Raw genomic sequence first — 21,512 nt, forward strand, 5'->3', positions numbered from 1 at the left:
GCCCCGGACGCAGCGCAGCGCTCCTTCAGCGGTGCGCTGCAGAGCCGGGGCCCATGCAGCAGCGCACTGTGTCGCTTCCTGGGTCCCGGCTCTGCGCAGCAATGCGACGCATTGCAGCGCGTCCGGGATACGACGGCGTCCGTACCCAGCAACGATAAATCCGTGGACGCGTGGCCACCTTCCCGTCACTTCTGCATGTACTTTCGCTCTTGTAACAAAACCGTCACGCAGCAAAACTAAACGATTGCCGGGGGCCGCGGTTCGGCGGCCAAGCCGCCTCACCGCTAGGAGATTTTGATGCGCCGTTCACTGGTGTTGCTATCAGCCGGACTGACAGTGCTTTCCACCGGATTTGTCTCCGCCCAGAACAACACGCCCCGCAACCTGATCCTGTTCATTCCCGACGGGCTGCGCGCACTGAAGATCACCCCCGAGACCGCGCCGGCCATGGCCGAGGTCCGCGACAAGGGCGTCAATTTCAAGAACTCGCATTCGCTGTTCCCGACTTTCACCATGGCCAACGGCTCGGCGATGTCGACCGGCCATTATCTCGGCGACACCGGCGTGTTCTCCAACACGATCTGGACCAACTACACCTCGGTGCCCGCCGGCGACACCGTGGTCCCCTTCATCGAGAACGACGCCGTGCTCGGCGACATCGACGAGCATTTCAAGGGCGACTATCTCAACGAAGAGACCGTGTTGAAGATGGCCCGCGACAAGGGCTTCAGCACCGCCGCGCTGGGCAAGCACGGTCCGACCTACCAGTGGGACCACACCGATCATCCCGACAAGCCCGGCCTGCATTCGGTCGTGTTCGACGACGCCACCGGCACCAAGATTGGCGTACCGCTGTCGGACGAGGTGAAGGCGGCGTTGACCAAGGCCGGCCTTGCCCTCGCCGCGCCGTCGCGCGGCGACAATGCCAAGGCGGGCGATGCCAAGACGCCCGGCACCACCGTCGCCAACGTCGCACAGCAGGCTTATTTCGCCGATGTCGCCACCAAGGTGCTGCTGCCGATGTTCAAGGCACGCAACAAGCCGTTCGTCCTCGTTTTCTGGTCGCGCGATCCCGATGGCAGTCAGCACAACACTGGCGACAGCCTGAACCAGATCCTGCCAGGCATCAACGGGCCGACCTCGATGGCTGGTATCAAGAACGCCGACAACAACCTCGCCCAGATCCGCAAGGCACTCGACGAGCTTGGCCTTTCCGCCAACACCAACATCATGATCCAGGCCGACCACGGCTTCTCGACCATCTCCAAGGAGAGCAAGACCAGCCCCTCGGCCAAGCTCAGCTACGACGACACGCCGAAGGACTTTTTGCCGATGGGATTCCTGGCGATCGACCTTGCGAAAGCGCTGGACCTGCCGCTGTTCGACCCCAACGACAAGAACGCCGCCGTCACCGGCAACGCCCATCCGAAGGCCGGCAACGGCGTGCTCGGCAAGGATCCGACCAAGCCCGACCTCGTCATCGCCACCAATGGCGGTTCGGACCTGATCTACCTGCCGAATAAGGACAAGAAGCTGGCAGCCAAGACCATCAAGGCGCTGATGGAGCAGGACTACGTCTCCGGCCTGTTCGTCGACGACCAGCTCGGTCGCTTCCCCGGCACCCTGCCGCTGTCGAGCATCAATCTGCGCGGCAAGGCGGCAACGCCGACGCCGGCGATCGTGGTCAACTTCCGCTCCTATGCCAGCGAGTGCGGCGAGGCGCCGACCAACTGCTCGGTGCAGGTGGCCGACACCGTGCTGCGCCAGGGCCAGGGCATGCACGGCAGCTTCAGCCGTGGCGACACCTACAACTTCATGGCTGCGATCGGTCCGGACTTCAAAGCCGGCTTCGTCGACGAGCTGCCGGTCAGCAATGCCGACGTCGGCATGACTGCGGCTCAGCTCCTCGGCCTGCGCGGCTCGGAGAACGGCGGCCTCGTCGGCCGGGTGATGTCGGAGGCGCTGCCCAACGGCATCGTGCCGAAGGCGTTCAAGGCAGTGGAGAAGTCGAAGAAGAAGTCCGAGAACGGTCTCGAGACCGTGCTCAACGTCCAGCGCGTCGGCAGCCAACGCTATTTCGATGCCGCCGGCTTCCCCGGCCGCACCCTCGGCCTCGAGCCGGACGCCGGCAAACAAAAAACGGCGGGGAAATAACCCCGCCCCTCTTTTTCGCGTCTCGCAAGGGGCGCGGGAATGTCTTGGTCCTTAGTTCTTACATTCCAATGTCGAACACGTTCGGCAATTGGCCCGCCAGAGGCAAGGCGGTGGCGCCCAGGAAGGTCGCCACCATCGCCATCAGGCGACGGTTGTTGTGACGCTTGCCGCGCATCTGGCCGGCGATCCACTCCAGCATCTCGCTGTTGACCTTCGAGGCATAGGCCGGTGCCCAGCTCTCGATGTCCTGCACCAGCGCGACGTTGCGCGGCGGCACCTTCAGGCCGGAGGCGCTCGCGGCGTAATGGGCCACGGCCTTGGCAAGCAGATCGTCGAACCGGCCACCATCGGTGCGCTCGGTCGCGGCTTCGTTGATCTCAAACAGCGCCTCGGCTTCGGCGCGGCTGACCGGCTGGTCGTTGACGGCGGTGGCGGTCAGGATACGGACGCACCAGGCGGTGTCATCGGCATCGAGCGAGCGGGAAAAGTGCATCCGGCCCTTCGTGGTTGGGCCTTCGCCCGTGATCACGCCGTCGCGCACGATGGAGAGCGCATGGGCCGCGGTATCGCGGCAGGACGGTTCGAGGGACGGCGACTCAACGGACTTCTCAACGGACTTGGGCAGTGCGGCGGACATAGTTCACTTCCAGATTTCTTCTGATCGACCAGCATTTTCATGCGGGCGTAAAGGGGTGGTTAACGATTCGATATGGGGATCGCGACTTTTCTCAATGGTTGCCGATTAGTCGCTATGAGGACCGTTTCGGTTCCGGAGAGCGTCGGGCGAGCGTGATGCGGGTCATAAAAGGCTTTATCGGGGCAATCCAGCCCCGTCATCCCGGGTCGAGATGCTTCGCCGCAGGTGCCCCTGTAACAGAAAGATGCTAGGAGATCGGCTCTTCAGAGAAGGAATTCACATTTTACTTGAAGCGGTTCACTTGGCGTTCACTTGGCCTCGCCGAGGCCCTATAATGATGCTGACGGCCAGACAGTAATTCCCAAGCAAATTCAATGCGATGAGGTAGAACCATGACACTTCCGATCGGCACCACCGCACCCGACTTCGAAGCCGAGACCACCGAAGGGAAGATCAAGTTCCACGACTGGATCGGCAACAGCTGGGCCCTGCTGTTCTCGCACCCGAAGGACTTCACGCCGGTTTGTACGACGGAGCTCGGCGCTCTCGCCAAGTTGAAGCCGGAGTTCGACAAGCGTGGCGTCAAGTTGATGGGCCTCTCGGTCGATCCGGTCGACCGCCATTCGAAATGGTCGGAGGACATCAAGGAGACGCAAGGCGCCGCCCCGAACTACCCGATGATCGGCGACACCGATTTCAATGTCTCGAAGCTCTACGAGATGCTGCCGGCCTCGACCTCGGGCGATCCCCTCACCCGCACGCCGGCCGACAACCAGACCGTTCGCAACGTCTTCATCATCGGGCCGGACAAGAAGATCAAGCTGGTGCTGGTCTATCCGATGACCACGGGCCGGAATTTTCAGGAAATCCTGCGCGTGATCGACTCGCTCCAGCTCACAGCGAAGCATCGCGTCGCGACGCCGGCCGACTGGTCGCAGGGCGAGGACGTCATCATTGCGGGCTCGGTCTCCAACGACGAGGCCAAGACCATCTACCCGCAGGGCTGGAAGGAACCGAAGCCCTACATCCGGATCGTGCCGCAGCCGAAATAAGGACCGTTATCCGGTCACACGATCCGCCACCAATAGACCCGCGGTCGACGAGACCGCGGTCACCACCGCGCCCCAGCAACCGATCCTCGATCATGCCAAGGGACGCGAGCGCGCGCTCGCCGCTTCCGCAAACGTTGAGCGTTGCTTTGACACTATTGTGAAACCCGCTATCGTCATCGCTCCATGCGAACCGTGGGGGACACGATATGGACGACGATAAGCCAATCACCGAGCAGGCGATGGAGACGATCACCAGCGCCGTGGACGTGACCAAGGACGCCGCAGTCACCGCCGCGAAGAAGGTGAAGAAGGCCGCCAAGAAGGTTGCGAAGAAAGTCGCGCCGAAGAAGGCTTCCAAGAAGAAGGCCAAAAAGGCCGCCAAGAAGTCGTCGAAAAAGGCAGCCAAGAAGTCCGTGAAGAAGACGGCCAGGAAAGCAGCCAAGAAAACGGCCAAGAAAACCGCGAAGAAAACGGCGAAGAAGAAAAAGAAGGCCAAGCGCTGATCGCAGCGCGTCTCCGGGTGCGGGCGCGCCCGGAGACGTCTCCTCTACAGGCCCTACCCTCTCCGCTTCGACGCGCGCCGGCCCGGATGGTGCTTTCCCTTCGGATCGCGAAATTCGCTGCGATGGCCGCGCCGGTCTTCGGCGTTGAAGCGCCGCCGCTTTGCGGGTGAGCCGAACGCCTTGATCACCTTCCTCCCGTTGACCTTCTTGATGACATAGCCACCCTCGGTCATCGAGAACGGCGCCTTCAGCGTTCCCTTGTGGTCGAACTCGGTGCCGCGGGGATGCTTGAATGGCTCGAACCAGGACGGATAGACGAAGTTCGACATCGGCAAGCCGTCGACGTCGAAGGAATCCTCCTCCACGGCGTCGCAGACCTCATAGGCATATTGGGTGTTCGGATTCTTTTCAGCCCAGAGATTGGCCATGGGGTCGAGCACCATCTCGAACAGCTCGTGCGACGCCGCCACACTGATCGGCTCCTCACCCAGTGCCTTGACGAAGATCTTCGAGATCGGCTGGCCGCGATGGGTCAGCTCATGGCGCCCGAGCATGTTCTTGTGCAAGGCATCGTCGAAATAGACCAGTTGCCAGTCGGTGGCCTTCGGCTTGCGCGTGACATAGAGGTCGACCGGATAGCCCCACACCGGCAGGAAATGCTTGTCGTAACACTTCTGGAGCGCCGCGGTGAGCTGGCTCATCTCACGGTCGTTGATCGACTCCCTGGCGTAGTTGATGCAGGCAATCCGAACCGGCTTCAGGGATCTGCCGAGCAGCGCGCGCTTCGCCTTCTTCATGGAAATCACCGCGTGAAAGGGAAACTGAAATGCGGCAAGCCTAGCACGAACGCGGCCTGCACGTCAGGGATGTATTCCGGCAGCGGCGCCTACGAGCCGAAGCGCCGGTTGACCACGAATACCGCGGCCGCGCACATCGCCATGCCGGCGATCGCCGGCGCATCGAGCTTCTCGCCGAACAGCAGATAGGCCATCAGCGCCGTGACGGCCGGCACGAGGTAGAACAGGCTCGCAACCGACGTCGCAGCGGCGTGGCGGATCAGCCAGTACAAAAGGCCTATCGATCCGATCGAGAGGGCGACCGCAAGCCAGCCGAGCGCGAGCACGAACTCCTGCGTCCAGTGCACGACACGATCTTCGAACAGGAAGGCGCCGACCGTGAAGAAGATCGTGACGGCCACATACTGGACGAGGTTGCCGGCGCGCCAGTCGATGTGGTTGCAATAGCGGCGCTGATAGAGCGTGCCGAGCGTGATGCTGATCAGCGAGACCACCGAAGCGAGCCAGCCGAGCCCGGCCTCGCCGGTCATGGGGCGGTTGTGCAGGATCAGCGCCACGCCGCCAAGACCGAGCAGCAGTCCGCCCCATTGCACCGGCGTCACCTTCTCGCCGAGCCAGCGGTTGGCGATGGTCGAGGTCAGGATCGGCTGCAGGCCCGGAATGAGCGCTGAGAGTCCCGCCGGAATCGAATGGGCGATCGCAATCGCGGTGCCGCCGAGATAGAAGCCGTGGACGAGAATGCCGGCGACCGCGCTGTGCGCGATGCCGATGCGATCGGGCCATTTCGGACGGGCAACGCCTGCAATGATCGTCATCAAGCCGACCACCACCGCCATGCGGATGGCGAGGTAGGTCAATGGATCGGCATTGTTGATGACGTACTTGGTGCCGATGAAGCCGGTGCTCCAGAGCAGCACGAACAGCACCGGTGCCGCCCGCGCGGCCAAATGATCTTGATTATGATTCATTGCCGTCCTCATTGCCCGAGCGGGGGCGGTGCGGCAATGCGAATTTCGGATGCTGCGCTGCGAGGAAGACGACGGCTCAGATCAGCCGATCACCATTCTTCCGGACAGGGATCGATGATCTTCCAGAGCTCGACACCGTTCTTGATCTTCTTCATGTCGGTGGTGAGTCCGCCGTTGCGGCGGATCCAGTCCTTCACCGTATCAGGATAGTACGACATCAGGTCGGACGTCCCTTCCGCACTGGTGATCTTCATGCCGAAGGTGAAGGCCTTGTCGTAGTACGCCTGGTGGAAGCCGAGGCTTGCGCGCGGCGTCACGCAGATCTTGTTCATCGGCACGATGCCGAGCACCAGCGTGCAGGCTGAGTTGCAGATGCCGTCGATGATGACCCGCTCGCCCTTGTCGCGAACGCGCTTGTACCTGACCTTGTACTCCTCGACGTAACCGCCATGGTCACGGGTGATATGCAGCTCGGCGCGCGCTGGCGTGGCAGCAGCGACGAAGAGCAACAGCAGGCTGAGGAGCGTGATGCGCATGGCGGCGTGACGACGAAACCTTGCAGGAATGAACCGGCCTCGAAGAGCCCCCAAGGAAAACCCCAGGACGCCGGCGGAAGGAATCTTAATCCGAATTCTCTTTGGCCATACTTGTGTGGGGAATTCGTTAAGCATCCCCAAAAGGCCAAAAATGGGCAGGCTTCGAGCCCAGTTCCGGCAATTCTGTCACACCCACCGGGGAATCTGCTGGATTTGCCCCGATTTCCGGGCCTGGGACGGGTGCCCCGGCAACCCGAAACGGCTATAGATGATGGCAGACTTAGTCGCGCGGGTTCCGGAGAATCGAGATGAGCAAGTTGAAGCTTGTAGCCGCGGTTGCTGCCCTGTCGGCCGCAATCCTAGCCCCTGGCCTTGCGGAGGCACGGGGACACCACCGGTACCATCGCTATTACGCCAACCCACTGCCCTACCAGATCAGCTATCTGCACAATTACGGCCCGGGTATCACCCCCGGCACCTTCGCCTTTTACGATGGCCCGTCGACCAACCACTGCTATCAGAGTGCGGCCGCCTATGTCGGCCAGGATGGCCGGCGGCACCCCTGCTACTGAGGGGTGCCGCGGCGGCGTCTTGTGGCGGCCGGCCTACTTGGCGGCCCCCGACAGCAGCGCCTGCTTCTCGATCTCATAGACCGGCAGCTTGACGAGGTCCTTGCCGACCTTGCCTCCGAGCGCCCTGCGCACCGTATCCGAATAGTCGGTGCGGATCATGCCCAGCGCACGCGACGCTGAGCGCGGTGTCGTGCCGTTCAGCGAGGCTGCTGCCACAATTTGATCAGAACAACTTCGATATTCTGTATTGCGTAAGTGGAGAAAGACATCATGAAGCTTAAGATCGGCCTCGTCGCCGCGTCCCTGTTCGGTGCCATCGCGGCATCATCGTCGGCATTGGCCATGCCCGTTGCGCCTGCACCTACGACGCCGCAGGTCTCCGACGTCGAGCAGGTCCGCATGGTCTGCAACGCCTGGGGACGCTGCTGGTGGCAGCCGAACGTCTACGGCTACGGCCCCGGATATTATGGGCCGCCGCGCTATTACGGTCCCCGCTATTACGGACCGCGTTATTATGGCCCCCGCTATCGCCGCTGGTAAGATTGAAGGGGCCCTCGGGGCCCCTTCACTTTTGCGAAAAGACCTCACTACCGGTCAGCCGATGAGCCGAGACCGTTGACGGTGACATCGACCCGATAGCCCCTCGTGGCATGATGTCCGCAATATTACGGCACTGAATCCTGTTTACTGAATCGTCGTGTTTCGCCATTGATGGCCATGTACCGACGTTCATTTTATTGTCACATTGCAGCATCCGGCCAGACGCATGTTCTTCGACGCTCTCGCCCCGTCCTCCGCGCTCCAGCTGACCCGGTTTACCGACGTCGACGCGTTTCGACCGGCTGAGTCGCTGGAAGACGCCCGGAGCATTCCGCTCGACGTTGCCAATTTCGCAGCCGCGCGGGCGATCGTGAACCTGCCGGCATGCAGGATTATCGTCGCGAGATCGTTTGCGCGTATCCTTGACACCGCCTACCGCGCGCCGGGCGGCATGGTGATCCTGCCGATGAGCGATGATCTGCGCGCCAGCTCGAGCGGAATGGATATCGACTCGCGCTTCTTCATTGCCCTGCGTGGCTACCATGACTGCCACTTCGTCGAGCCCCAGATCAATCATCATGCGCTGATCATGTTCTCGCCCACGCTCAGGGATCGCGGATGGTTCGATCGGGCCGACGCATTGCGGGTTCGCATCGCAGACCCCGCCGCTCATCTCTACGCGCGGCAGCTTGTGCAAGACATCCTCAGGACCGCATCGGTCGCGCCGCAGATGTTCGAGACCACGGAAGCCGCCGCCCATCTCCAGGAGGGGCTGCTGCTCGCCTTCGATGACCTGTTTCGAACGAATCCGCTGTCGGAGCGTAGCGCCCCGAATGCGGGCGCGCGATCTGCCAGGCTCGTGCAGCGGATCGACGATTACGTCGCTGCTTATCCGACCTCCCCGATCTATACCGCCGAGCTTGCTGGTGAGTTCGGCGTCTCGATCCGGACCCTCGGCGGTGCGGTGGCCAAGGTGCGCGGCATGAGCCTGCATCAATACATCCGCCTGAAGCGGCTATGGGCCACCCGCACGCAGCTTCTCAGGAGCGGTGGTGCGTCGGTCGCCTCGTGCGCGCGCGCCCAGGGCTTTCATCACCTCGGCGAGTTTGCCGCAGCGTACCGGGCGACCTTCCACGAAGCGCCCTCGGACACTCTGACGCGGGCCCGGCAAACCGGTCTTCCGGCCAACTGATCACAACCGCACTGCGCAGTGCCTGCCCGGCTTGCGCGTGAGGCTGCTGCGGAATGCGATCCTTCGAGTCGCGTTGGCCAGTCCGAGCAATGCGCCGCCAAACCCGGGGCGAGGCTTGCGGAGCGAAGCGCTGAAGGATCTGGCCACGGTCTGGACATTTGACAAATGGCGCGCTCGGAAGGATTCGAACCTCCGACCCTCGGAATCGAAATCCGATGCTCTATCCAGCTGAGCTACGAGCGCCCTGATGGCCCCGCGTATTGGGCCACAAACCGAAGCGTCGCGGACATAGGCTGGGAGGCCAGCTGATCTGCGACGCTCGGATCGGTACGAATTAGCAGAGAGGTCGAACAATAAAAAGCCCTCCCCGCCTTTATCGAGGCAGGACAGAGGCGCGCTGTTACCAGGTCGTGTTGAAAAGACCGAAATGCGGCTGCTGTGCGACCAGCATCATCGGCTGACCACGCTGAGGCGCCGGACGCGCCCGGGCCACCTTGCGCTTGCGCTGGGCTGGGACCTGAACTTGCTGAGCCTGGGTCGTCTGAGCCACCTGACCCTGCGGCTTGGCGTCGACCTTCCTGGCCGCCGCCACGTCGCCCTTCGGCGTGAACTGAGCAAAGGTCTCGCGCACCCGCGTCTTTGCCGACATTTCAGCCAATACGTCCGCCTGCGCGGTCGGCTGAGGTGCCGCGACGGCAGCCGTCTTCGTCACCGGCGCGGCAACGGTCGGCTGGCTGGTGTCGAGCACGACGCGTTCGGGCGGATGGCGATCGGACCGGATCCGGATCAACGGCTGATCGTAGCTTACACCCGCAACGACCTGCGCAACCGGCGACGTCGGCCAAACGAAATCAGCCACGAACAACAGGGCGAGCAGAGCTCCACCGACGAACATGAAATAGCGAAAGATGGGCATTGGCCGCGCTCCGCCCCCCGCATCCCCGCGTGGACTAACCGCCTTAACAGGCGATCCTTTAATTGGTTCCTGGGCCCAGCCGTTCGGTTCAAATGGCAACGCCAAGTTTTTCCACCAAGGGGCAAGGACGGTAACTTTTCCGCTAGCGGAATGTGGAGGCCCTTTAGGCGCGCCGCGCCGTCACCAGCGAGCACTTCGCCTGATCGGCGTTCACGTTGACGAATCCGACGGGGACGCGCGCAAAGGTCTTGCGACTCTTCATGCCGACAATATCGGCCAGCACACGGCTGCGGTCGGTCAGATGGCTGCCGTCGCGCCGCATGAAGGCGCAGACGATCTCGACATCTCTTACGGCATACTCATTGTCATTTCGCACGGTAAACGTAACAAGTGCCTTCGAGCCGAGCCCGCCGCGCCGCCAGGTCTGCGATGAGATCGTCATCCGGTCGAGCCCGGCCGCCTCCGCAGTGGAGGTATCTGAGGCGGTTGTCGGGGGGGCTGGATCGATGCTTGCCAGCGCCAATTTCGTAGGCTCGGATTGCGCGACATTGCCTTCGGAGGGCGGCATCAGCAGCCAGACGGCACCGCCAACCACGAGCATAGCCAGCAGCCACAACAGGCCTCGCTTGAGCCAGATACTAGTTGGGGGCCGGCGCCGCGGCGGGTCCTCGCCATTGCCAGCGAAGCTTCCCCGTCCGATCCGGCCAAACCCTGCGTTCATGGGTGCGTCACTCGCCTCCTTCCTCAATCCGTGAAGCGAACTAAGGTTCCAACAACCGCGCGAATCTCGGATAGGAGCCACGGTAGCGATCATCGATCGGGATCGCTAACATGCCCTGCAACACCGCGAAGGCCCTATCGGGAGGAATTGAAATGCCAGTCGTCGTCACCTGGGATCACATCCATCTGCGCAGCCCCGATCCGGAAACGACCGCGGCGTGGCTGCGCGATATCCTCGGCGGCGAAATCGTGCGCGCGCCGGGACGCATCGACGTGAACCTGGGCGGCGCAAGGATCTTCATCGCGCCGCTGGAGGGCGAGAGCGCCGTCAACCCGCCGCCCCCGCACCCCCATCAGGGCCTCGACCATTTCGGGCTCACGGTGAAGGACATCGATGCCGTCGCCGCCGAGATCAAGGCCAAGGGCGTGACATTCACCCGCGAGCCGACCACGATCCGGTCTGGCGTCCGCATCTGCTTCATCCGCGGCCCCGAAGGCATCTCCATCGAGCTGCTCGAGCGCGACAAGAAGTATACCTGACGCAGCGCCGCATCTGAGATCGAGGATAAGCCGGGTGCGCGAGCGCCCGGCTAAGTCATGCTACCTGGCATAAAGCAGCGGATCGTGACGCCCATGTAGCCGTAGATCGGCCAGACCATGGTGCGTCCGACCCGGTTGGGCTCCGAGATCACGGCCTCCTCAGGCACGTCGACCCAGACGAGCTCTTGCTCCCGGCCCTCGATCACGTAGCCGAGGCGCGGGATGCGGACACGATAGTGCCCGTCCTTGCTCTCCCAATCGGAGTCCGAGATCGCGGAACCGTCGGCATCGGAGCAGCATGGCCCCTTGCCGCTGCGCAAGCCGTCGAACCAGGCTTTCAGCTCTGTACTGGTGTTGACAAACTGGCCGCGATCGCGTGCGTGCCCAATCGGAGCAACCAGCGCGATCAGCGCCAGCGCGCAAGCAAGACTTGCCGCGCTTCGCCACCGTGTGGGACGGCCGATCCGCCGTCGTTGTGTTTCGCAATTCGTGGGACGCGCACTGTACAAATGCGGCTCATCGCCGCCGGAATCGATCCAGTTGCTCACGTTCGTCTTGCTCCAGCACCCCGCGGCCAGTGCAACGATGGTTATGCATTTCGCGGGCCAACTCTGATTCGCAACGACTGGCCTCGCTGTAGGATGAGACCGTCATAACCGCGTCACACACAAGCTGGGACAATTACGGTTCGCGTGCCGGCACGGGACACCACCGCCGGCAAAACTGCCGCGTTGCGCGAGGGGTTGCGCTTTGGCATAAAAGCTTCACTGGTTACGCCATTGGGCGATGGCGGCCGGCCGACGGGACGTTATGAAGAACGGCCTCTATTCGATTCACGTGACCCTGCTCGACGGTCGAGTCGGCAAGGGCAGCGGCGTGATTCTTTTCCGCGACGGCCAGATTCTTGGCGGCGATGCCTATCTCTATTACACCGGCAGCTACAAGGTGAAGGACAACACCTTCAAGGGCGAGGTGCTGGTGCAACGGCACACCTCCCCGCGCGGCGACGACAATCCTCTGTTCGGCGGCCCAACGGCAGTCGGCATTGGCGTCAGCGGCACCTTCACCGATACGCGGGGTGATATGACGGGCACCGCTCTCGTCGGAAAGGCCAGCCAGATCTTTGGCGCCACCCTGCACAAGCTCGCCGATATCGATTAGGCCGCCGACTATTCCGCAGCCTGCTCGAGCGGTGCTGTGCGCGGCAGGATTATCTGAATGCGGGTCCCCTCGCCCGTCTCGGAATCGAGGTCGAGCCGCCCGCCGAGCCGGTTCGTCACGATGCTGTAGACGATGTGCAATCCGAGACCGGTGCCACCCTGGTCGCGCCGCGTCGTGAAGAACGGATCGAAGGCGCGGCGACGCACGTCGAGCGACATGCCGCAGCCATTGTCGGCGACGATGATCTCGACATTGTCCTTGCCGGACTCGCGCACCCGAATGTCGATGATCCCCGGACGTCCGTCCGGAAAGGCGTGCGCCACCGAATTCAGGAACAGATTCGTCAGCACCTGGCCGTACGGGCCGGGATAGCTGTTCATGGTGAGGTTGGGCTGGCACTCGACGTTGAGCGTCAGGTTCTGCTTGCGCAGGCCCGGGCGCAGGCTCATCACCACCTGCTCGGTGAGGTCGGCGAGATCGAACGTGCGCTGGTCTGAATAGTTGCGGTCGGCCGCGACCTGCTTGAACGACTGGATCAGCTCGGCTGCGCGGTTGAGATTGGAGACGAGCTGCGAGGACGCGTCGCGGCTGGTGTTGAGATAGTCGTTCAGTGTCGAGCGGCGAAGCTCGCCGCGCTCGACCTCGGCGCTGAAGATCGCGGTCTTGCGTTCCAGCGCAGAGGCAACCGTGAGGCTGATGCCGACGGGATTGTTGACCTCGTGCGCGACGCCGGCGACCAGGCGACCGAGGGCCGCGAGCTTCTCCGCCTCGATCAGCGAGGCCTGCGTCTCGCGCAGATTGCGCAGCGCGGTCTCGGCGGCGTCCTTCGCCTTCCGCATCTCCTGCTCGCCACGCTTGCGCTCACCGATGTCGAGCGCCACGGTGACGATCCGCTCGATCTCGCCCTCGGCATCAAGCAGCGGCAGCTTGTTGACCAGCCATTGCCGCATGTTGCCGGAGGAATCCTTGTACTCCTCCTCGTAGAAGCCGAGACCTTTGCGGAAACTGAGCACGCGCTTGTCGTTCTCGTCGGTCTTGGCCGCGCCATAGCGCGACATCAGGTCCGCGGTGGTGCGACCGAGCGCATCGCCCGGCTCGATGCCGAAGATGCCGGCCATGTAGCGGTTCATCAGCACGTAACGCAGGTCGCGGTCCTTGACGTTGATGACGGCCGGCACGGTGTCGATGACCTGCTGGAGCAGGCGGCGGCCTTCGGCGATGGCGTCTTCCGCCCGCTTCTGGTCGGTGATGTCGCGCAGCGTGCCCTCGTAGCGGACGATCCTGCCCTGCTCGTCCCGCACCCCGGTTGCGCTGTCGGAAAGCCAGAGGATGTTGCCGCTGCGCTGGCGCACCTGATACTCGAACTCACGCACCATGCCGTCGCGGTGCATCAGCCGCTGATACTCGACGCGCGCCTCGGGATCGACGTAGATGGTGTGGGCGATATCGTTGATGCTGTCGATCAGGTGCTGCGGACTGTCATAGCCCATCATCCGCGCCAGCGCCGGATTGGCGTTGAGTAGGTCGCCGGACGGCGTCGTCACGTAGATGCCGTCGACCGAACCCTCGAACAGTTTGCGATAGCTTTCCTCGGCCAGCCGCTGCTCGGTGAGCGCTCGCACGGCTGCCTCTCGTGCGGTGTCGGCTTCTTCCAACGCGCGACGGAACACCTCTGCCGCGCGTGCGATGTCGCCGATCTCGTTGTTGAGATCGGCCGACGGGATCGACGTATTCTTCTCGCCCGCCGCAAGGGCACGAATGGAGCGCGCGATCTGGGCCAGCGGACGCACCGTCCGGCGCACCACGAAGCCCGCGGCGAGTATGCCGATCAACACACCCATGCTGCCGAGCACGATGCTCTGCCAGCGCGCCTCCGCAAGCGTCCGGGCGAAATCGCGCGACAGCACGTGGCCGCGGCGGTCGCTGACGTCACGGAGCAATTCGGTGACGCGGCCGATCAGCCGGCCCTCGGTTCCCAGCACCTCGCGGTCGATATCGGCGATCTGCCGTTCGCGGACAGCGACCGCGACGAGGGCATCGGCGTAATTGTTCACGGCCGCCTTCAGCCTGCTATCTGCGATGTCCATCGCCAGCATGCCCTGCGCGGCCTGTTCGGCAGCGGACGGGTTGCGTGCGAGCAGCCCGAGCGCGATCCGGCTCTGCGCCTCCGACAGGCGGGCGGCGAGATCGCGGTCTCCGCTTTCGGAGACCGCCGCATCGAACTGGTCGCGCAGCGGCGGCAGCCCGGCGAGCAACTGCGCACGGCGATCGATCAGGGTCGAGATCCGCTCCAGCCCGCTGCGATAAGTCGCAAGCCGCTCGGAGACGCCGTCGATCATGTCCTGCTGTTCAGGGGCAAGATCGATACGGGTCTTCTTGAGGATGTCGCTCAGGGTCGAGGCGGCCTCGCCCACCTGCTTGAACTGGATGCCGGCACCGGGATCGGTGACGAAGTCACGCGCGGCGAGCCGCAGGTCGTTCATGCGGCGGTCGATGTCTTCCGCCAGATCGCCGACGCTTTGCAGCCGCTGCAGCTCGGCGAAGGTGGCGTCGATATGCCGGATCGCGATCACGCTGGCGGTCGAGGTGACGATGATTACCGCCAGCACCAGAATGAAGCTGCCGAACGTCATCTGACCGATCGACAGCGAAAACGATCGATTCGGCGGCAGATTCGGTGGCGTTTCGACGGGCATTGGGGCGGAACCGGACTCCATACACCCCTAATATACGCTGTATCGCGGCTCCGGGGGAACATGCCTCCGACATTGGGAAGCAGTTGTTTTTCATGATGGTTTAGCAACAGCCGGGCGCCGAGCCGGGACCGTCATGGCGGCAACGCCGAGGACGACGCAGGCCAAGCCAATTCAGGCGGTCTGGCTCAGGGTTTCCTCCAGGAAGGCGACGCTGATGGCGACCCCGATCGGGACACGGAGATAGGCCTGGGCGGTGGTTCCGACCGAGCCGAGGGTCTGGATCAGGCGGAAGTAAATGGCGAACGCCGCTGCAGTCGAAAACACCGCCAGCGCGAGCAGCGCCAGGACCGAGCTCAGCGAGGGCGATAGTGCCCAGGGCGCTTCGAGCACGAGCGAGGCCGGGATCAGCACGGCCGCGCCCGCCAGCAGCGAGCCGGCCGCGGGCGCCAAGGGATCGAGGCCCTTGAAGCTCCGGCCGAAGATCGCAGCGCAAGCGTAGCAGATGGTGGCGGCAACGATCGCGGCTTCCGCGACGAGGCCGCTGCCGATGTCGTGGAGCGCATCGACGCCGACGATCAGCAGGATGCCGGCCATGCCGGCCACCACGCCGAACAGTTTTCGCGGGGTTGTGGCCTCATGGCGGGTGACGACCGCGGTGAGAAGGAAAGTGAAGATCGGGCCGGCCGAGTTGAGGATGGTAGCCAGCGCAGCATCGACATGGCGCTCGCCCCAAGCAATCAGAGTCCAGGGGATGACGCTGTTGAGCACGGCCTGGAACGCGAAGCGCTGCCAGGTCGCGACGTCCCTGGGAATCCTGATGCCCCTCGCCCACATGACGACGAGCAGCAGCAGGCCTGCGATCGTGGTGCGCGCGGCGATCAGCGTGACCGGCGGGATGGTGGCGACGCCGAGTTTGATGAAGGTGTAGGAACCGCCCCAGAGCGTGGCGAGCGCGATCAGCAGCGTCAGCTCGACGGCAATGTTGGCGTCCTGCCGGTTATCCATCGCGCGCTCCGTCCAGCTTTCAGTGGACGGAACATACAGCGACCGGGAGCGCTATAGTTCGTCGTGCGTCGAACTGTGTCAGCCGACCGCGCCGACCTCGAACACCTCGCCGTCATAGCCGGCCTCGCGGGGGATGCGGAGCTGGCGGCCGCTCTCGGTCTTGGTCATGACCGGCATCACCGTGACGATCGACATGCCCTTGGCATGATCTAGCGCGGCGCTCACGCTGCCTTGCTTGGCCAGCCGGATCAGGTTGCGCGTGGTCGGGAACGGCAGCTTGAAGCGGCCGCTCTCGCCGCCCTCGACAGCCTCGCGCGGCGAGACCCAGATCGAGTCGGTCGACTCCCGTCCGTCATGCGCGCCGAGCTGGTCGGGCGGTGCTGCCGCAAGAAAAAACCAGGTGTCGAAACGCTTCGGCATGCTCTCCGGCGTGATCCAGTGTGCGTACGGCACCAGCGTGTCGAGCGCGAGTTGGAGGCCATTGTCGGCCAGGATGCTCATGAAACTGATCTTGTGCTCGTTGAGCGCGACGCGATGCGCATCGGCGATCTCGCCGGCGCGCCTGGCATCAACGGGCGTGTTCGAGCCCTTCGAACGCGCCAGCAGGATGCCGCTTTCCTCAAACGTCTCGCGGATCGCGGCGATACGGAAGCCGCGATCGGATTCGCTCAGGCCCTCGCCGCCAGAATAAAGGTCGGCGCGGGCGACAATCTCGTTGTCGCCGGCATCGACGCTGCCGCCGGGAAACACCAGCGCGCCCGAGTTGAACTCGATCTGATGATGGCGGACCATCATGAAGACCTCAACTTCCTTTGCTGCGTCGCGCAGCAGGAGGATCGTCGACGCGGGACGCGATGCTGATGTCTCGGGCATTCAACTAACCTGCGGCGCTCGATTGCGGGCCGAGATTGGCGCGCTTGTCGACGCGGGCGACGCGCGACAGCAGGTAGTCGACCTCCGCCTTCGCCGCCGGCGTGATGGTCGCGCCGGGCTTGCGCTGGGCGCTGGAGGCGATGATGCCGCGCTTCTGCAGCACGTGCTTGCGCACGGCAAGGCCGGCACCCGGCTGCTGCTCGTAGCGGATCAGCGGCAGATGCGCGTCGAACAGATCATGCGCGGCATCGCGCTTGCCGGCCTTGGAGAGGTTCACGACGTCGATCAGAAGCTCGGGGAAGGCGTAGCCGGTCATGGCGCCGTCGGCGCCGCGCTCCATCTCGAAATCCAAAAAGAGACCGCCATTGCCGCAGAGGATCGAGAGCGGACGGAGCGAACCGTCCTTCTGGAAATTGCGCAGGGTCGAGATCTTTTCGAGACCCGGCCAGTCCTCGTGCTTGAGCATCACACAGTTCGCATTGTCGGTGACGATCTTGCGGATCACGGCCGGCGTGAACACCACTTGCAAGGTCAGCGGATAGTCCTGGAGCACCCAGGGCACGTCGGGACCGATCGCCTCGGCCGCCTGCTTGTAATAGCCGATGATCTGGTCGTCGGTGCGGAGCGAGGGCGGCGGCGCGATCATGACGCCGGCGGCGCCTGCGTCCATCGAGGCCTTCGCCAGCGAGCGCATGGTGGCAAAGCCCGGCGCGGAGACGCCGACGATCACCTGCATTGTCTTGGCGCGCTTGACGAAGCGCACCGCCACCTGCTCGGCCTCGGCCGCATCGAGCTTCGGCGCCTCACCCAAAATGCCCAACACCGTGACGCCGTCGCAGCCGACCTCCTCGTAGAAATCGGTCAGGCGGTCGATCGAGCGCTCGTCGATCCTTCCGTCATCGTGGAACGGCGTCGGCGCGATTGCGAAGGTGCCCTTGGCGTCGGCGGTCAGTTTCATCGTCTTACCTTGTCTCTCTCTATTCGTCATTCCGGGATGGCCCGAAGGGACAGGCCCGGAATGACAGTGTGGCTAAAACCGCCGCGCACCCATCTTGATCTGCTCCTCGGAGAAGAAGATCTCCTTGGCATGATCGGCGATGTCCTGGGCGTTCCAGCCCGAGTGCGGCGGTTTCCAGCCTTCCATTTCCATCATCCGCATTTCGCGCACGCCGCGGGGCCCGGACACGCCCAGCACTTTGCCGGTCTGGTCGCCCGACAAATCGCTGACCATGTATAGCACGGCCGGCGCGATGCCGTCCGGCCCCAGCGCCGCGCCGGGGTTCTCCTTATAGCGGGGCAGGTCTGCGGTCATGCGGGTCAGCGCGCCCGGGGCCAGCGTCCAGACCCGGATGTTGTACTTCCGGCCCTCGATCGCCAGCACATTGGACAGGCCCCAGATGCCGCCCTTGGCCGCGCCGTAATTGCTCTGGCCGAAATTACCGATCAATCCCGAGGTCGAGGAGGTGTTGACGATGACACCACCACCATTTTCCCGCATCCAGCGAAACACCGGCATGGTGCAACAGAAGGTGCCCTTCAGATGCACCTTGATGACCTTGTCCCAGTCGGACTCGCTAGCCTTGGCAAAGGTCTGGTCGCGCAAGATGCCGGCATTGTTGACGAGGATGTCGGCGCGGCCGAAGTGCTTGATGGCGTCGTCGAACACCGACTGGCCGCCTTCAATGGTCGAGATGTCGGCACCATTCGCGACCGCCTTGCCGCCCTCCGCCTTGATCGCGTCCACCACGAGCTGCGCCATCGACTTGTCGGCGCCGGAGCCGTCGCGGGGCCCGCCGAGGTCGTTGACGACGATCGAGGCTCCTTCCCGCGCGAACAGCTTTGCATAGGCTTCACCGAGCCCCCCGCCCGCGCCGGTGACCAGCGCAACCTTGCCGTCGAGTAGTCCCATGGTGGCTTCTCCCTGCTTTTGTTGTTTTGTGTCCCGGACGCGATGCAGCGTGAAACGCTGTTTCGCAGCGCCGGGACCCAGTTCTTCTTCCTTGGGCGGCTCTGGGCCCCGGCTCAGCAGCGCACCGCTGAAGGAGCGCTGCGCTGCGTCCGGGGCATGAGAGCCCCCCTAACCTAAGACTGTCTTGCCGTTCTTGATCACGGTGACGCCACGCGACTTCACCTTGGCTTCGAACGAGATCGTGTTGCCGTCCTTCCAGAGCTCCATGGTCACGGTCTCGCCGGGATAGACCGGCGAGGAGAACCGCGCGACGTGCTGGCGGAACGCGCTGGCGTCGTAGTCGGCATAGGTCTGCAGCACGCCGCGGCAGGTGATGCCGTAGGTGCACATGCCGTGCAGGATCGGACGCGGGAAGCCGGCCTTCTTCGCAAACTCCGGATCAGAATGCAGCGGATTGCGGTCGCCGCAGAGGCGATAGATCAGCGCCTGGTCAGGGCGCGTGACGATGTCGATGGTCTTGTCGGGCGCGCGCGAGGGAATCCTGTGCGGATCTGGCTGGGTCAGGTTCGGACCGCCGAAGCCACCGTCGCCGCGGGCGAAGCGCGAGGCAACCAGCGTGGCGAGCTTCTCGCCCTTCTCGTTCTTCAGCACGGTCTGGTGGCTGATCACGACACCCTTGTCCTTGCCCTTATCGTAGACCTCGACCACGGAGGAATCGGCGGTGATGTTGGCGGCGACCGGCAGCGGCTGGTGGAAGGTGATGTCGCGCTCGCCGTCGACCACCATGACGCGGTTGAGATTCATTTCGCCCGGCCCCGCGCCCCACGCGGCGACGGAAGCGAAGGTCGGCACCACCTTCAACGGCCGCGGCGTGAGCGTGCCTTCGTTGACGAAGGCGAGCTCGTTCTCGTCCATGGGATCAGCGCCGAGCCCGATGCCGTAAGCGTAGAGCATGACCTCGCGATCGCTGTAGCCATATTTCTGGCCGATGTTTTTCAGGCCTTTGAGTTCTTCGTATCTGGCGGACATTTTGTTGGTTTCCTCCCGGTGGTTTCTCATCCTCATGGTGAGGAGGCGCTCTTGCGCCGTCTCGAACCATGAGGATGCCCGAAACGCTTCTTTGTCGTGGCCATCCTTCGAGACGCTTGCTTCGCAAGCTCCTCAGGATGAGGACCGTGCTAGCTGGGCCGGCGTGAAGAACGGCAGCGGGGCGCCGTCGGTCGGCTTGAACACCACCTTCACCTTCTGGCCGATCTTCAGCTTCTCAAGATCGCAGTCGACAAAATTTGTCTGCACCGACGGGCCCTCCTTCAGCGTGACGTAACCGATCGCATATGGACCGGTCGGCGACTTCCGCATCAGGCTCCAGGTGTAGATCGTGCCTTCGCCCGAGGCCTCTTCCCACACCGTCTTGTCGGAATAGCAGAACGGGCAGATCGAGCGCGGGAAGTAATGCGCTTCGCCGCAGGCCGTGCAGCGCTTGATCATGAACTTGCCGCGGCTGGCCGCGTCCCAGAACGCCGCGGTCTCGGGGTTCGTGACCGGGGCCGGATATTTTTTTGCATCTACCATCACACGCGCTCCAGAATGGCGGTCGAGGCGGCGTGGCGAACGCCCAAAAGGCCGCCGGTGCCGTGGGCGATGGCGAGATCGCAATTCTTGACCTGCACTTTCGGATGCGCCTCGCCGCGCAACTGCCGGACGGCCTCGATGATCTTGGTCATGCCGCCGCGGTTGACGGGATGGTTGCTGCAGAGGCCGCCGCCGTCGGTGTTGAACGGCAGCTTGCCGACGCCCGAGATCAGATTGCCGTCGGCGACGAACTTGCCGCCCTCGCCCTTCTTGCAGAAGCCGAGGTCCTCGAGCTGCATCAGCACCGTGATGGTGAAGCTGTCGTAGATGGAAGCGTATTTGATGTCCTTCGGCGTGATGCTGGCTTCCTCGAACGCGCGCGGACCGGACCAGATGCCGGCGGAGTAGGTGAGATCAAGATCCTTGCCGCCGCGCGGACCCTTCATCGCCTCGCCATGACCGATCAGCTTGACCAGCGGCTTCTTCAGGCTCTTGGCGATCTCCGGCGTCGTCACGATCAGCGCGCCGCCGCCGTCGGAGACGACGCAGCAATCCATGCGATGCAAGGGATCGGAGATCATCGGCGAGTTCAGCACGTCCTCGACGGTGACGACGTCCTTGAGCATCGCGTGCGGATTGTATTGCGCATGATGCGAGGCCGCGACCTTGATCCAGGCGAGCTGCTCCGAGGTGGTGCCATAGTCGTGCATATGACGCATGGCACACATGCCATAGGCATTGTGCGTGGTCGCGCCGTAAGCGGACTCGAAATCGGCTTCCGCGCCGGCCGCGCGCGGCGGCATCACGCCAGTGCGCGGCTTGCCAGCCAGCGTGATCAGCGCGATCGAGCACTTGCCCGCCGCGATCGCCTCAGCCGCGTGGCCGAGATGGATGATGTAGGAACAGCCGCCGGTCTCGGTCGAGTCGACGTGGCGGAGCTTCTTGGTGTTGAGGCCGAGATAATCGACCATCGGCCAGGCGCCGCCGGGCGCGTCGCCCGCGCAGAAATAGCCGTCGACATCGTCCTTACTGAGCCCGGCATCCTCGATCGCGCCCTTCGCGACCTCGGCGTGAAGCTGGGCAGTGGATTTGTCCGGCGCATGCCGGGTCGGGTGTTCGTAGATCCCGGCAATGTAGGCCTTGCCCTTAATGGTCAAAACAGAGGTCTC

The 21,512-nt window shown here is 63.6% G+C and carries 22 protein-coding genes, 1 tRNA gene and 2 pseudogenes; 8 read left to right on the forward strand and 17 right to left on the reverse strand.

What is annotated here, in order from left to right; genetic code table 11:
• Positions 1-297 precede the first annotated feature (297 nt).
• A complete protein-coding gene (locus tag ABIC09_RS32035; protein ID WP_354111780.1) occupies positions 298-2,154 on the forward strand; it encodes an alkaline phosphatase family protein in 1,857 nt (618 codons plus the stop codon).
• A 58-nt stretch (positions 2,155-2,212) separates the two neighbouring features.
• Here ABIC09_RS32035 and ABIC09_RS32040 read toward each other — a convergent pair whose 3' ends face one another.
• Positions 2,213-2,791: a hypothetical protein gene (locus ABIC09_RS32040; RefSeq protein ID WP_354111781.1), complete on the reverse strand. Its 579-nt coding sequence runs from the start codon at positions 2,789-2,791 to the stop codon at positions 2,213-2,215.
• 392 nt (positions 2,792-3,183) lie between these two features.
• Here ABIC09_RS32040 and ABIC09_RS32045 point away from each other — a divergent pair, with 392 nt between their 5' ends.
• Positions 3,184-3,843 (forward strand): peroxiredoxin, encoded by a 660-nt coding sequence (locus ABIC09_RS32045; protein ID WP_129272345.1) that lies wholly within the window; start codon positions 3,184-3,186, stop codon positions 3,841-3,843.
• 206 nt (positions 3,844-4,049) lie between these two features.
• Complete coding sequence (locus tag ABIC09_RS32050) at positions 4,050-4,346, forward strand: histone (protein ID WP_354111782.1); 297 nt, start codon at positions 4,050-4,052, stop codon at positions 4,344-4,346.
• Between the two features lie 53 nt (positions 4,347-4,399).
• Here ABIC09_RS32050 and ABIC09_RS32055 read toward each other — a convergent pair whose 3' ends face one another.
• The 3 genes from ABIC09_RS32055 to ABIC09_RS32065 form a co-directional block, all read right to left on the reverse strand.
• The gene (locus tag ABIC09_RS32055; protein WP_354111783.1) at positions 4,400-5,143 is read right to left on the reverse strand and encodes a hypothetical protein; all 744 of its coding nucleotides are present in this window, start codon (positions 5,141-5,143) and stop codon (positions 4,400-4,402) included.
• An 89-nt stretch (positions 5,144-5,232) separates the two neighbouring features.
• Positions 5,233-6,111, reverse strand: a complete 879-nt coding sequence (locus ABIC09_RS32060; protein WP_354111784.1) for a DMT family transporter — start codon at positions 6,109-6,111, stop codon at positions 5,233-5,235.
• An 89-nt stretch (positions 6,112-6,200) separates the two neighbouring features.
• The gene (locus ABIC09_RS32065; protein ID WP_148750393.1) at positions 6,201-6,647 is read right to left on the reverse strand and encodes a hypothetical protein; all 447 of its coding nucleotides are present in this window, start codon (positions 6,645-6,647) and stop codon (positions 6,201-6,203) included.
• Positions 6,648-6,955: 308 nt separating this feature from the next.
• On the opposite strand from ABIC09_RS32065, the gene ABIC09_RS32070 reads away from it, so the two are divergent.
• Positions 6,956-7,219: a hypothetical protein gene (locus ABIC09_RS32070; RefSeq protein ID WP_354111785.1), complete on the forward strand. Its 264-nt coding sequence runs from the start codon at positions 6,956-6,958 to the stop codon at positions 7,217-7,219.
• Positions 7,220-7,252: 33 nt separating this feature from the next.
• On the opposite strand, the pseudogene ABIC09_RS32075 reads toward ABIC09_RS32070, so the two are convergent.
• A pseudogene (locus ABIC09_RS32075) lies at positions 7,253-7,393 on the reverse strand (host attachment protein); the annotation flags it as partial.
• A 96-nt stretch (positions 7,394-7,489) separates the two neighbouring features.
• Between ABIC09_RS32075 and ABIC09_RS32080 the strand changes: the two are divergent.
• Both ABIC09_RS32080 and ABIC09_RS32085 read left to right on the forward strand, forming a co-directional pair.
• Entirely contained in the window at positions 7,490-7,759 is a 270-nt protein-coding gene (locus tag ABIC09_RS32080) for a hypothetical protein (protein WP_354111786.1), read from the forward strand.
• Positions 7,760-7,985: 226 nt separating this feature from the next.
• Positions 7,986-8,951 carry an AraC family transcriptional regulator gene (locus ABIC09_RS32085; RefSeq protein ID WP_354111787.1) on the forward strand — a complete coding sequence of 322 codons (966 nt, stop codon included), beginning with the start codon at positions 7,986-7,988 and terminating at the stop codon, positions 8,949-8,951.
• 166 nt (positions 8,952-9,117) lie between these two features.
• Here ABIC09_RS32085 and ABIC09_RS32090 read toward each other — a convergent pair.
• The 3 genes from ABIC09_RS32090 to ABIC09_RS32100 all read right to left on the reverse strand — a co-directional run bounded on the left by ABIC09_RS32090 (position 9,118) and on the right by ABIC09_RS32100 (position 10,588).
• Positions 9,118-9,194 (reverse strand) — tRNA-Arg (locus ABIC09_RS32090).
• A gap of 157 nt (positions 9,195-9,351) precedes the next feature.
• Entirely contained in the window at positions 9,352-9,867 is a 516-nt protein-coding gene (locus ABIC09_RS32095) for a hypothetical protein (protein WP_354111788.1), read from the reverse strand.
• 163 nt (positions 9,868-10,030) lie between these two features.
• Positions 10,031-10,588: a hypothetical protein gene (locus tag ABIC09_RS32100; RefSeq protein ID WP_354111789.1), complete on the reverse strand. Its 558-nt coding sequence runs from the start codon at positions 10,586-10,588 to the stop codon at positions 10,031-10,033.
• Between the two features lie 152 nt (positions 10,589-10,740).
• Here ABIC09_RS32100 and ABIC09_RS32105 point away from each other — a divergent pair, with 152 nt between their 5' ends.
• A complete protein-coding gene (locus ABIC09_RS32105; protein WP_354111790.1) occupies positions 10,741-11,127 on the forward strand; it encodes a VOC family protein in 387 nt (128 codons plus the stop codon).
• 50 nt (positions 11,128-11,177) lie between these two features.
• On the opposite strand, the gene ABIC09_RS32110 is transcribed toward ABIC09_RS32105, so the two are convergent.
• The gene (locus ABIC09_RS32110) at positions 11,178-11,675 is read right to left on the reverse strand and encodes a hypothetical protein (protein WP_148750386.1); all 498 of its coding nucleotides are present in this window, start codon (positions 11,673-11,675) and stop codon (positions 11,178-11,180) included.
• Positions 11,676-11,937: 262 nt separating this feature from the next.
• Here ABIC09_RS32110 and ABIC09_RS32115 point away from each other — a divergent pair, with 262 nt between their 5' ends.
• On the forward strand, positions 11,938-12,288 hold the full coding sequence (locus ABIC09_RS32115; RefSeq protein WP_354036594.1) for a GrlR family regulatory protein: 351 nt from the start codon (positions 11,938-11,940) through the stop codon (positions 12,286-12,288).
• Between the two features lie 8 nt (positions 12,289-12,296).
• Here ABIC09_RS32115 and ABIC09_RS32120 read toward each other — a convergent pair whose 3' ends face one another.
• From ABIC09_RS32120 to ABIC09_RS32155, 8 genes and pseudogenes are all read right to left on the reverse strand, one after another.
• Positions 12,297-14,984: a PAS domain S-box protein gene (locus tag ABIC09_RS32120; protein WP_354111791.1), complete on the reverse strand. Its 2,688-nt coding sequence runs from the start codon at positions 14,982-14,984 to the stop codon at positions 12,297-12,299.
• Positions 14,985-15,074: 90 nt separating this feature from the next.
• A pseudogene (locus ABIC09_RS32125) lies at positions 15,075-15,989 on the reverse strand (DMT family transporter).
• A gap of 78 nt (positions 15,990-16,067) precedes the next feature.
• Complete coding sequence (locus ABIC09_RS32130; protein ID WP_354111792.1) at positions 16,068-16,862, reverse strand: NUDIX hydrolase; 795 nt, start codon at positions 16,860-16,862, stop codon at positions 16,068-16,070.
• A 4-nt stretch (positions 16,863-16,866) separates the two neighbouring features.
• Entirely contained in the window at positions 16,867-17,820 is a 954-nt protein-coding gene (locus tag ABIC09_RS32135) for a dihydrodipicolinate synthase family protein (RefSeq protein WP_354111793.1), read from the reverse strand.
• 72 nt (positions 17,821-17,892) lie between these two features.
• Positions 17,893-18,771 carry an SDR family oxidoreductase gene (locus ABIC09_RS32140; RefSeq protein ID WP_354111794.1) on the reverse strand — a complete coding sequence of 293 codons (879 nt, stop codon included), beginning with the start codon at positions 18,769-18,771 and terminating at the stop codon, positions 17,893-17,895.
• 168 nt (positions 18,772-18,939) lie between these two features.
• The gene (locus ABIC09_RS32145; RefSeq protein ID WP_354111795.1) at positions 18,940-19,800 is read right to left on the reverse strand and encodes a MaoC family dehydratase; all 861 of its coding nucleotides are present in this window, start codon (positions 19,798-19,800) and stop codon (positions 18,940-18,942) included.
• 132 nt (positions 19,801-19,932) lie between these two features.
• Entirely contained in the window at positions 19,933-20,343 is a 411-nt protein-coding gene (locus tag ABIC09_RS32150; RefSeq protein WP_354083728.1) for a Zn-ribbon domain-containing OB-fold protein, read from the reverse strand.
• Entirely contained in the window at positions 20,343-21,500 is a 1,158-nt protein-coding gene (locus ABIC09_RS32155; protein ID WP_354111796.1) for a thiolase family protein, read from the reverse strand. The genes ABIC09_RS32150 and ABIC09_RS32155 overlap by 1 nt, the downstream gene beginning before the upstream one ends.
• Positions 21,501-21,512 lie beyond the last annotated feature (12 nt).

It is taken from the genome of Bradyrhizobium sp. S3.12.5 (genome assembly GCF_040548225.1).
Classification (GTDB): Bacteria; Pseudomonadota; Alphaproteobacteria; order Rhizobiales; family Xanthobacteraceae; genus Bradyrhizobium; species Bradyrhizobium cytisi.

What these genes read in the sequence shown, in the direction of transcription:
- ABIC09_RS32035 (WP_354111780.1), top strand. Translation starts at nt 298, where the DNA reads ATGCGCCGTTCACTGGTGTTGCTATCAGCCGGACTGACAGTGCTTTCC.
- ABIC09_RS32040 (WP_354111781.1), bottom strand. Translation starts at nt 2,791, where the DNA reads ATGTCCGCCGCACTGCCCAAGTCCGTTGAGAAGTCCGTTGAGTCGCCG.
- ABIC09_RS32045 (WP_129272345.1), top strand. Translation starts at nt 3,184, where the DNA reads ATGACACTTCCGATCGGCACCACCGCACCCGACTTCGAAGCCGAGACC.
- ABIC09_RS32050 (WP_354111782.1), top strand. Translation starts at nt 4,050, where the DNA reads ATGGACGACGATAAGCCAATCACCGAGCAGGCGATGGAGACGATCACC.
- ABIC09_RS32055 (WP_354111783.1), bottom strand. Translation starts at nt 5,143, where the DNA reads ATGAAGAAGGCGAAGCGCGCGCTGCTCGGCAGATCCCTGAAGCCGGTT.
- ABIC09_RS32060 (WP_354111784.1), bottom strand. Translation starts at nt 6,111, where the DNA reads ATGAATCATAATCAAGATCATTTGGCCGCGCGGGCGGCACCGGTGCTG.
- ABIC09_RS32065 (WP_148750393.1), bottom strand. Translation starts at nt 6,647, where the DNA reads ATGCGCATCACGCTCCTCAGCCTGCTGTTGCTCTTCGTCGCTGCTGCC.
- ABIC09_RS32070 (WP_354111785.1), top strand. Translation starts at nt 6,956, where the DNA reads ATGAGCAAGTTGAAGCTTGTAGCCGCGGTTGCTGCCCTGTCGGCCGCA.
- ABIC09_RS32080 (WP_354111786.1), top strand. Translation starts at nt 7,490, where the DNA reads ATGAAGCTTAAGATCGGCCTCGTCGCCGCGTCCCTGTTCGGTGCCATC.
- ABIC09_RS32085 (WP_354111787.1), top strand. Translation starts at nt 7,986, where the DNA reads ATGTTCTTCGACGCTCTCGCCCCGTCCTCCGCGCTCCAGCTGACCCGG.
- ABIC09_RS32095 (WP_354111788.1), bottom strand. Translation starts at nt 9,867, where the DNA reads ATGCCCATCTTTCGCTATTTCATGTTCGTCGGTGGAGCTCTGCTCGCC.
- ABIC09_RS32100 (WP_354111789.1), bottom strand. Translation starts at nt 10,588, where the DNA reads ATGAACGCAGGGTTTGGCCGGATCGGACGGGGAAGCTTCGCTGGCAAT.
- ABIC09_RS32105 (WP_354111790.1), top strand. Translation starts at nt 10,741, where the DNA reads ATGCCAGTCGTCGTCACCTGGGATCACATCCATCTGCGCAGCCCCGAT.
- ABIC09_RS32115 (WP_354036594.1), top strand. Translation starts at nt 11,938, where the DNA reads ATGAAGAACGGCCTCTATTCGATTCACGTGACCCTGCTCGACGGTCGA.
- ABIC09_RS32120 (WP_354111791.1), bottom strand. Translation starts at nt 14,984, where the DNA reads ATGCCCGTCGAAACGCCACCGAATCTGCCGCCGAATCGATCGTTTTCG.
- ABIC09_RS32130 (WP_354111792.1), bottom strand. Translation starts at nt 16,862, where the DNA reads ATGCCCGAGACATCAGCATCGCGTCCCGCGTCGACGATCCTCCTGCTG.
- ABIC09_RS32135 (WP_354111793.1), bottom strand. Translation starts at nt 17,820, where the DNA reads ATGAAACTGACCGCCGACGCCAAGGGCACCTTCGCAATCGCGCCGACG.
- ABIC09_RS32140 (WP_354111794.1), bottom strand. Translation starts at nt 18,771, where the DNA reads ATGGGACTACTCGACGGCAAGGTTGCGCTGGTCACCGGCGCGGGCGGG.
- ABIC09_RS32145 (WP_354111795.1), bottom strand. Translation starts at nt 19,800, where the DNA reads ATGTCCGCCAGATACGAAGAACTCAAAGGCCTGAAAAACATCGGCCAG.
- ABIC09_RS32150 (WP_354083728.1), bottom strand. Translation starts at nt 20,343, where the DNA reads ATGGTAGATGCAAAAAAATATCCGGCCCCGGTCACGAACCCCGAGACC.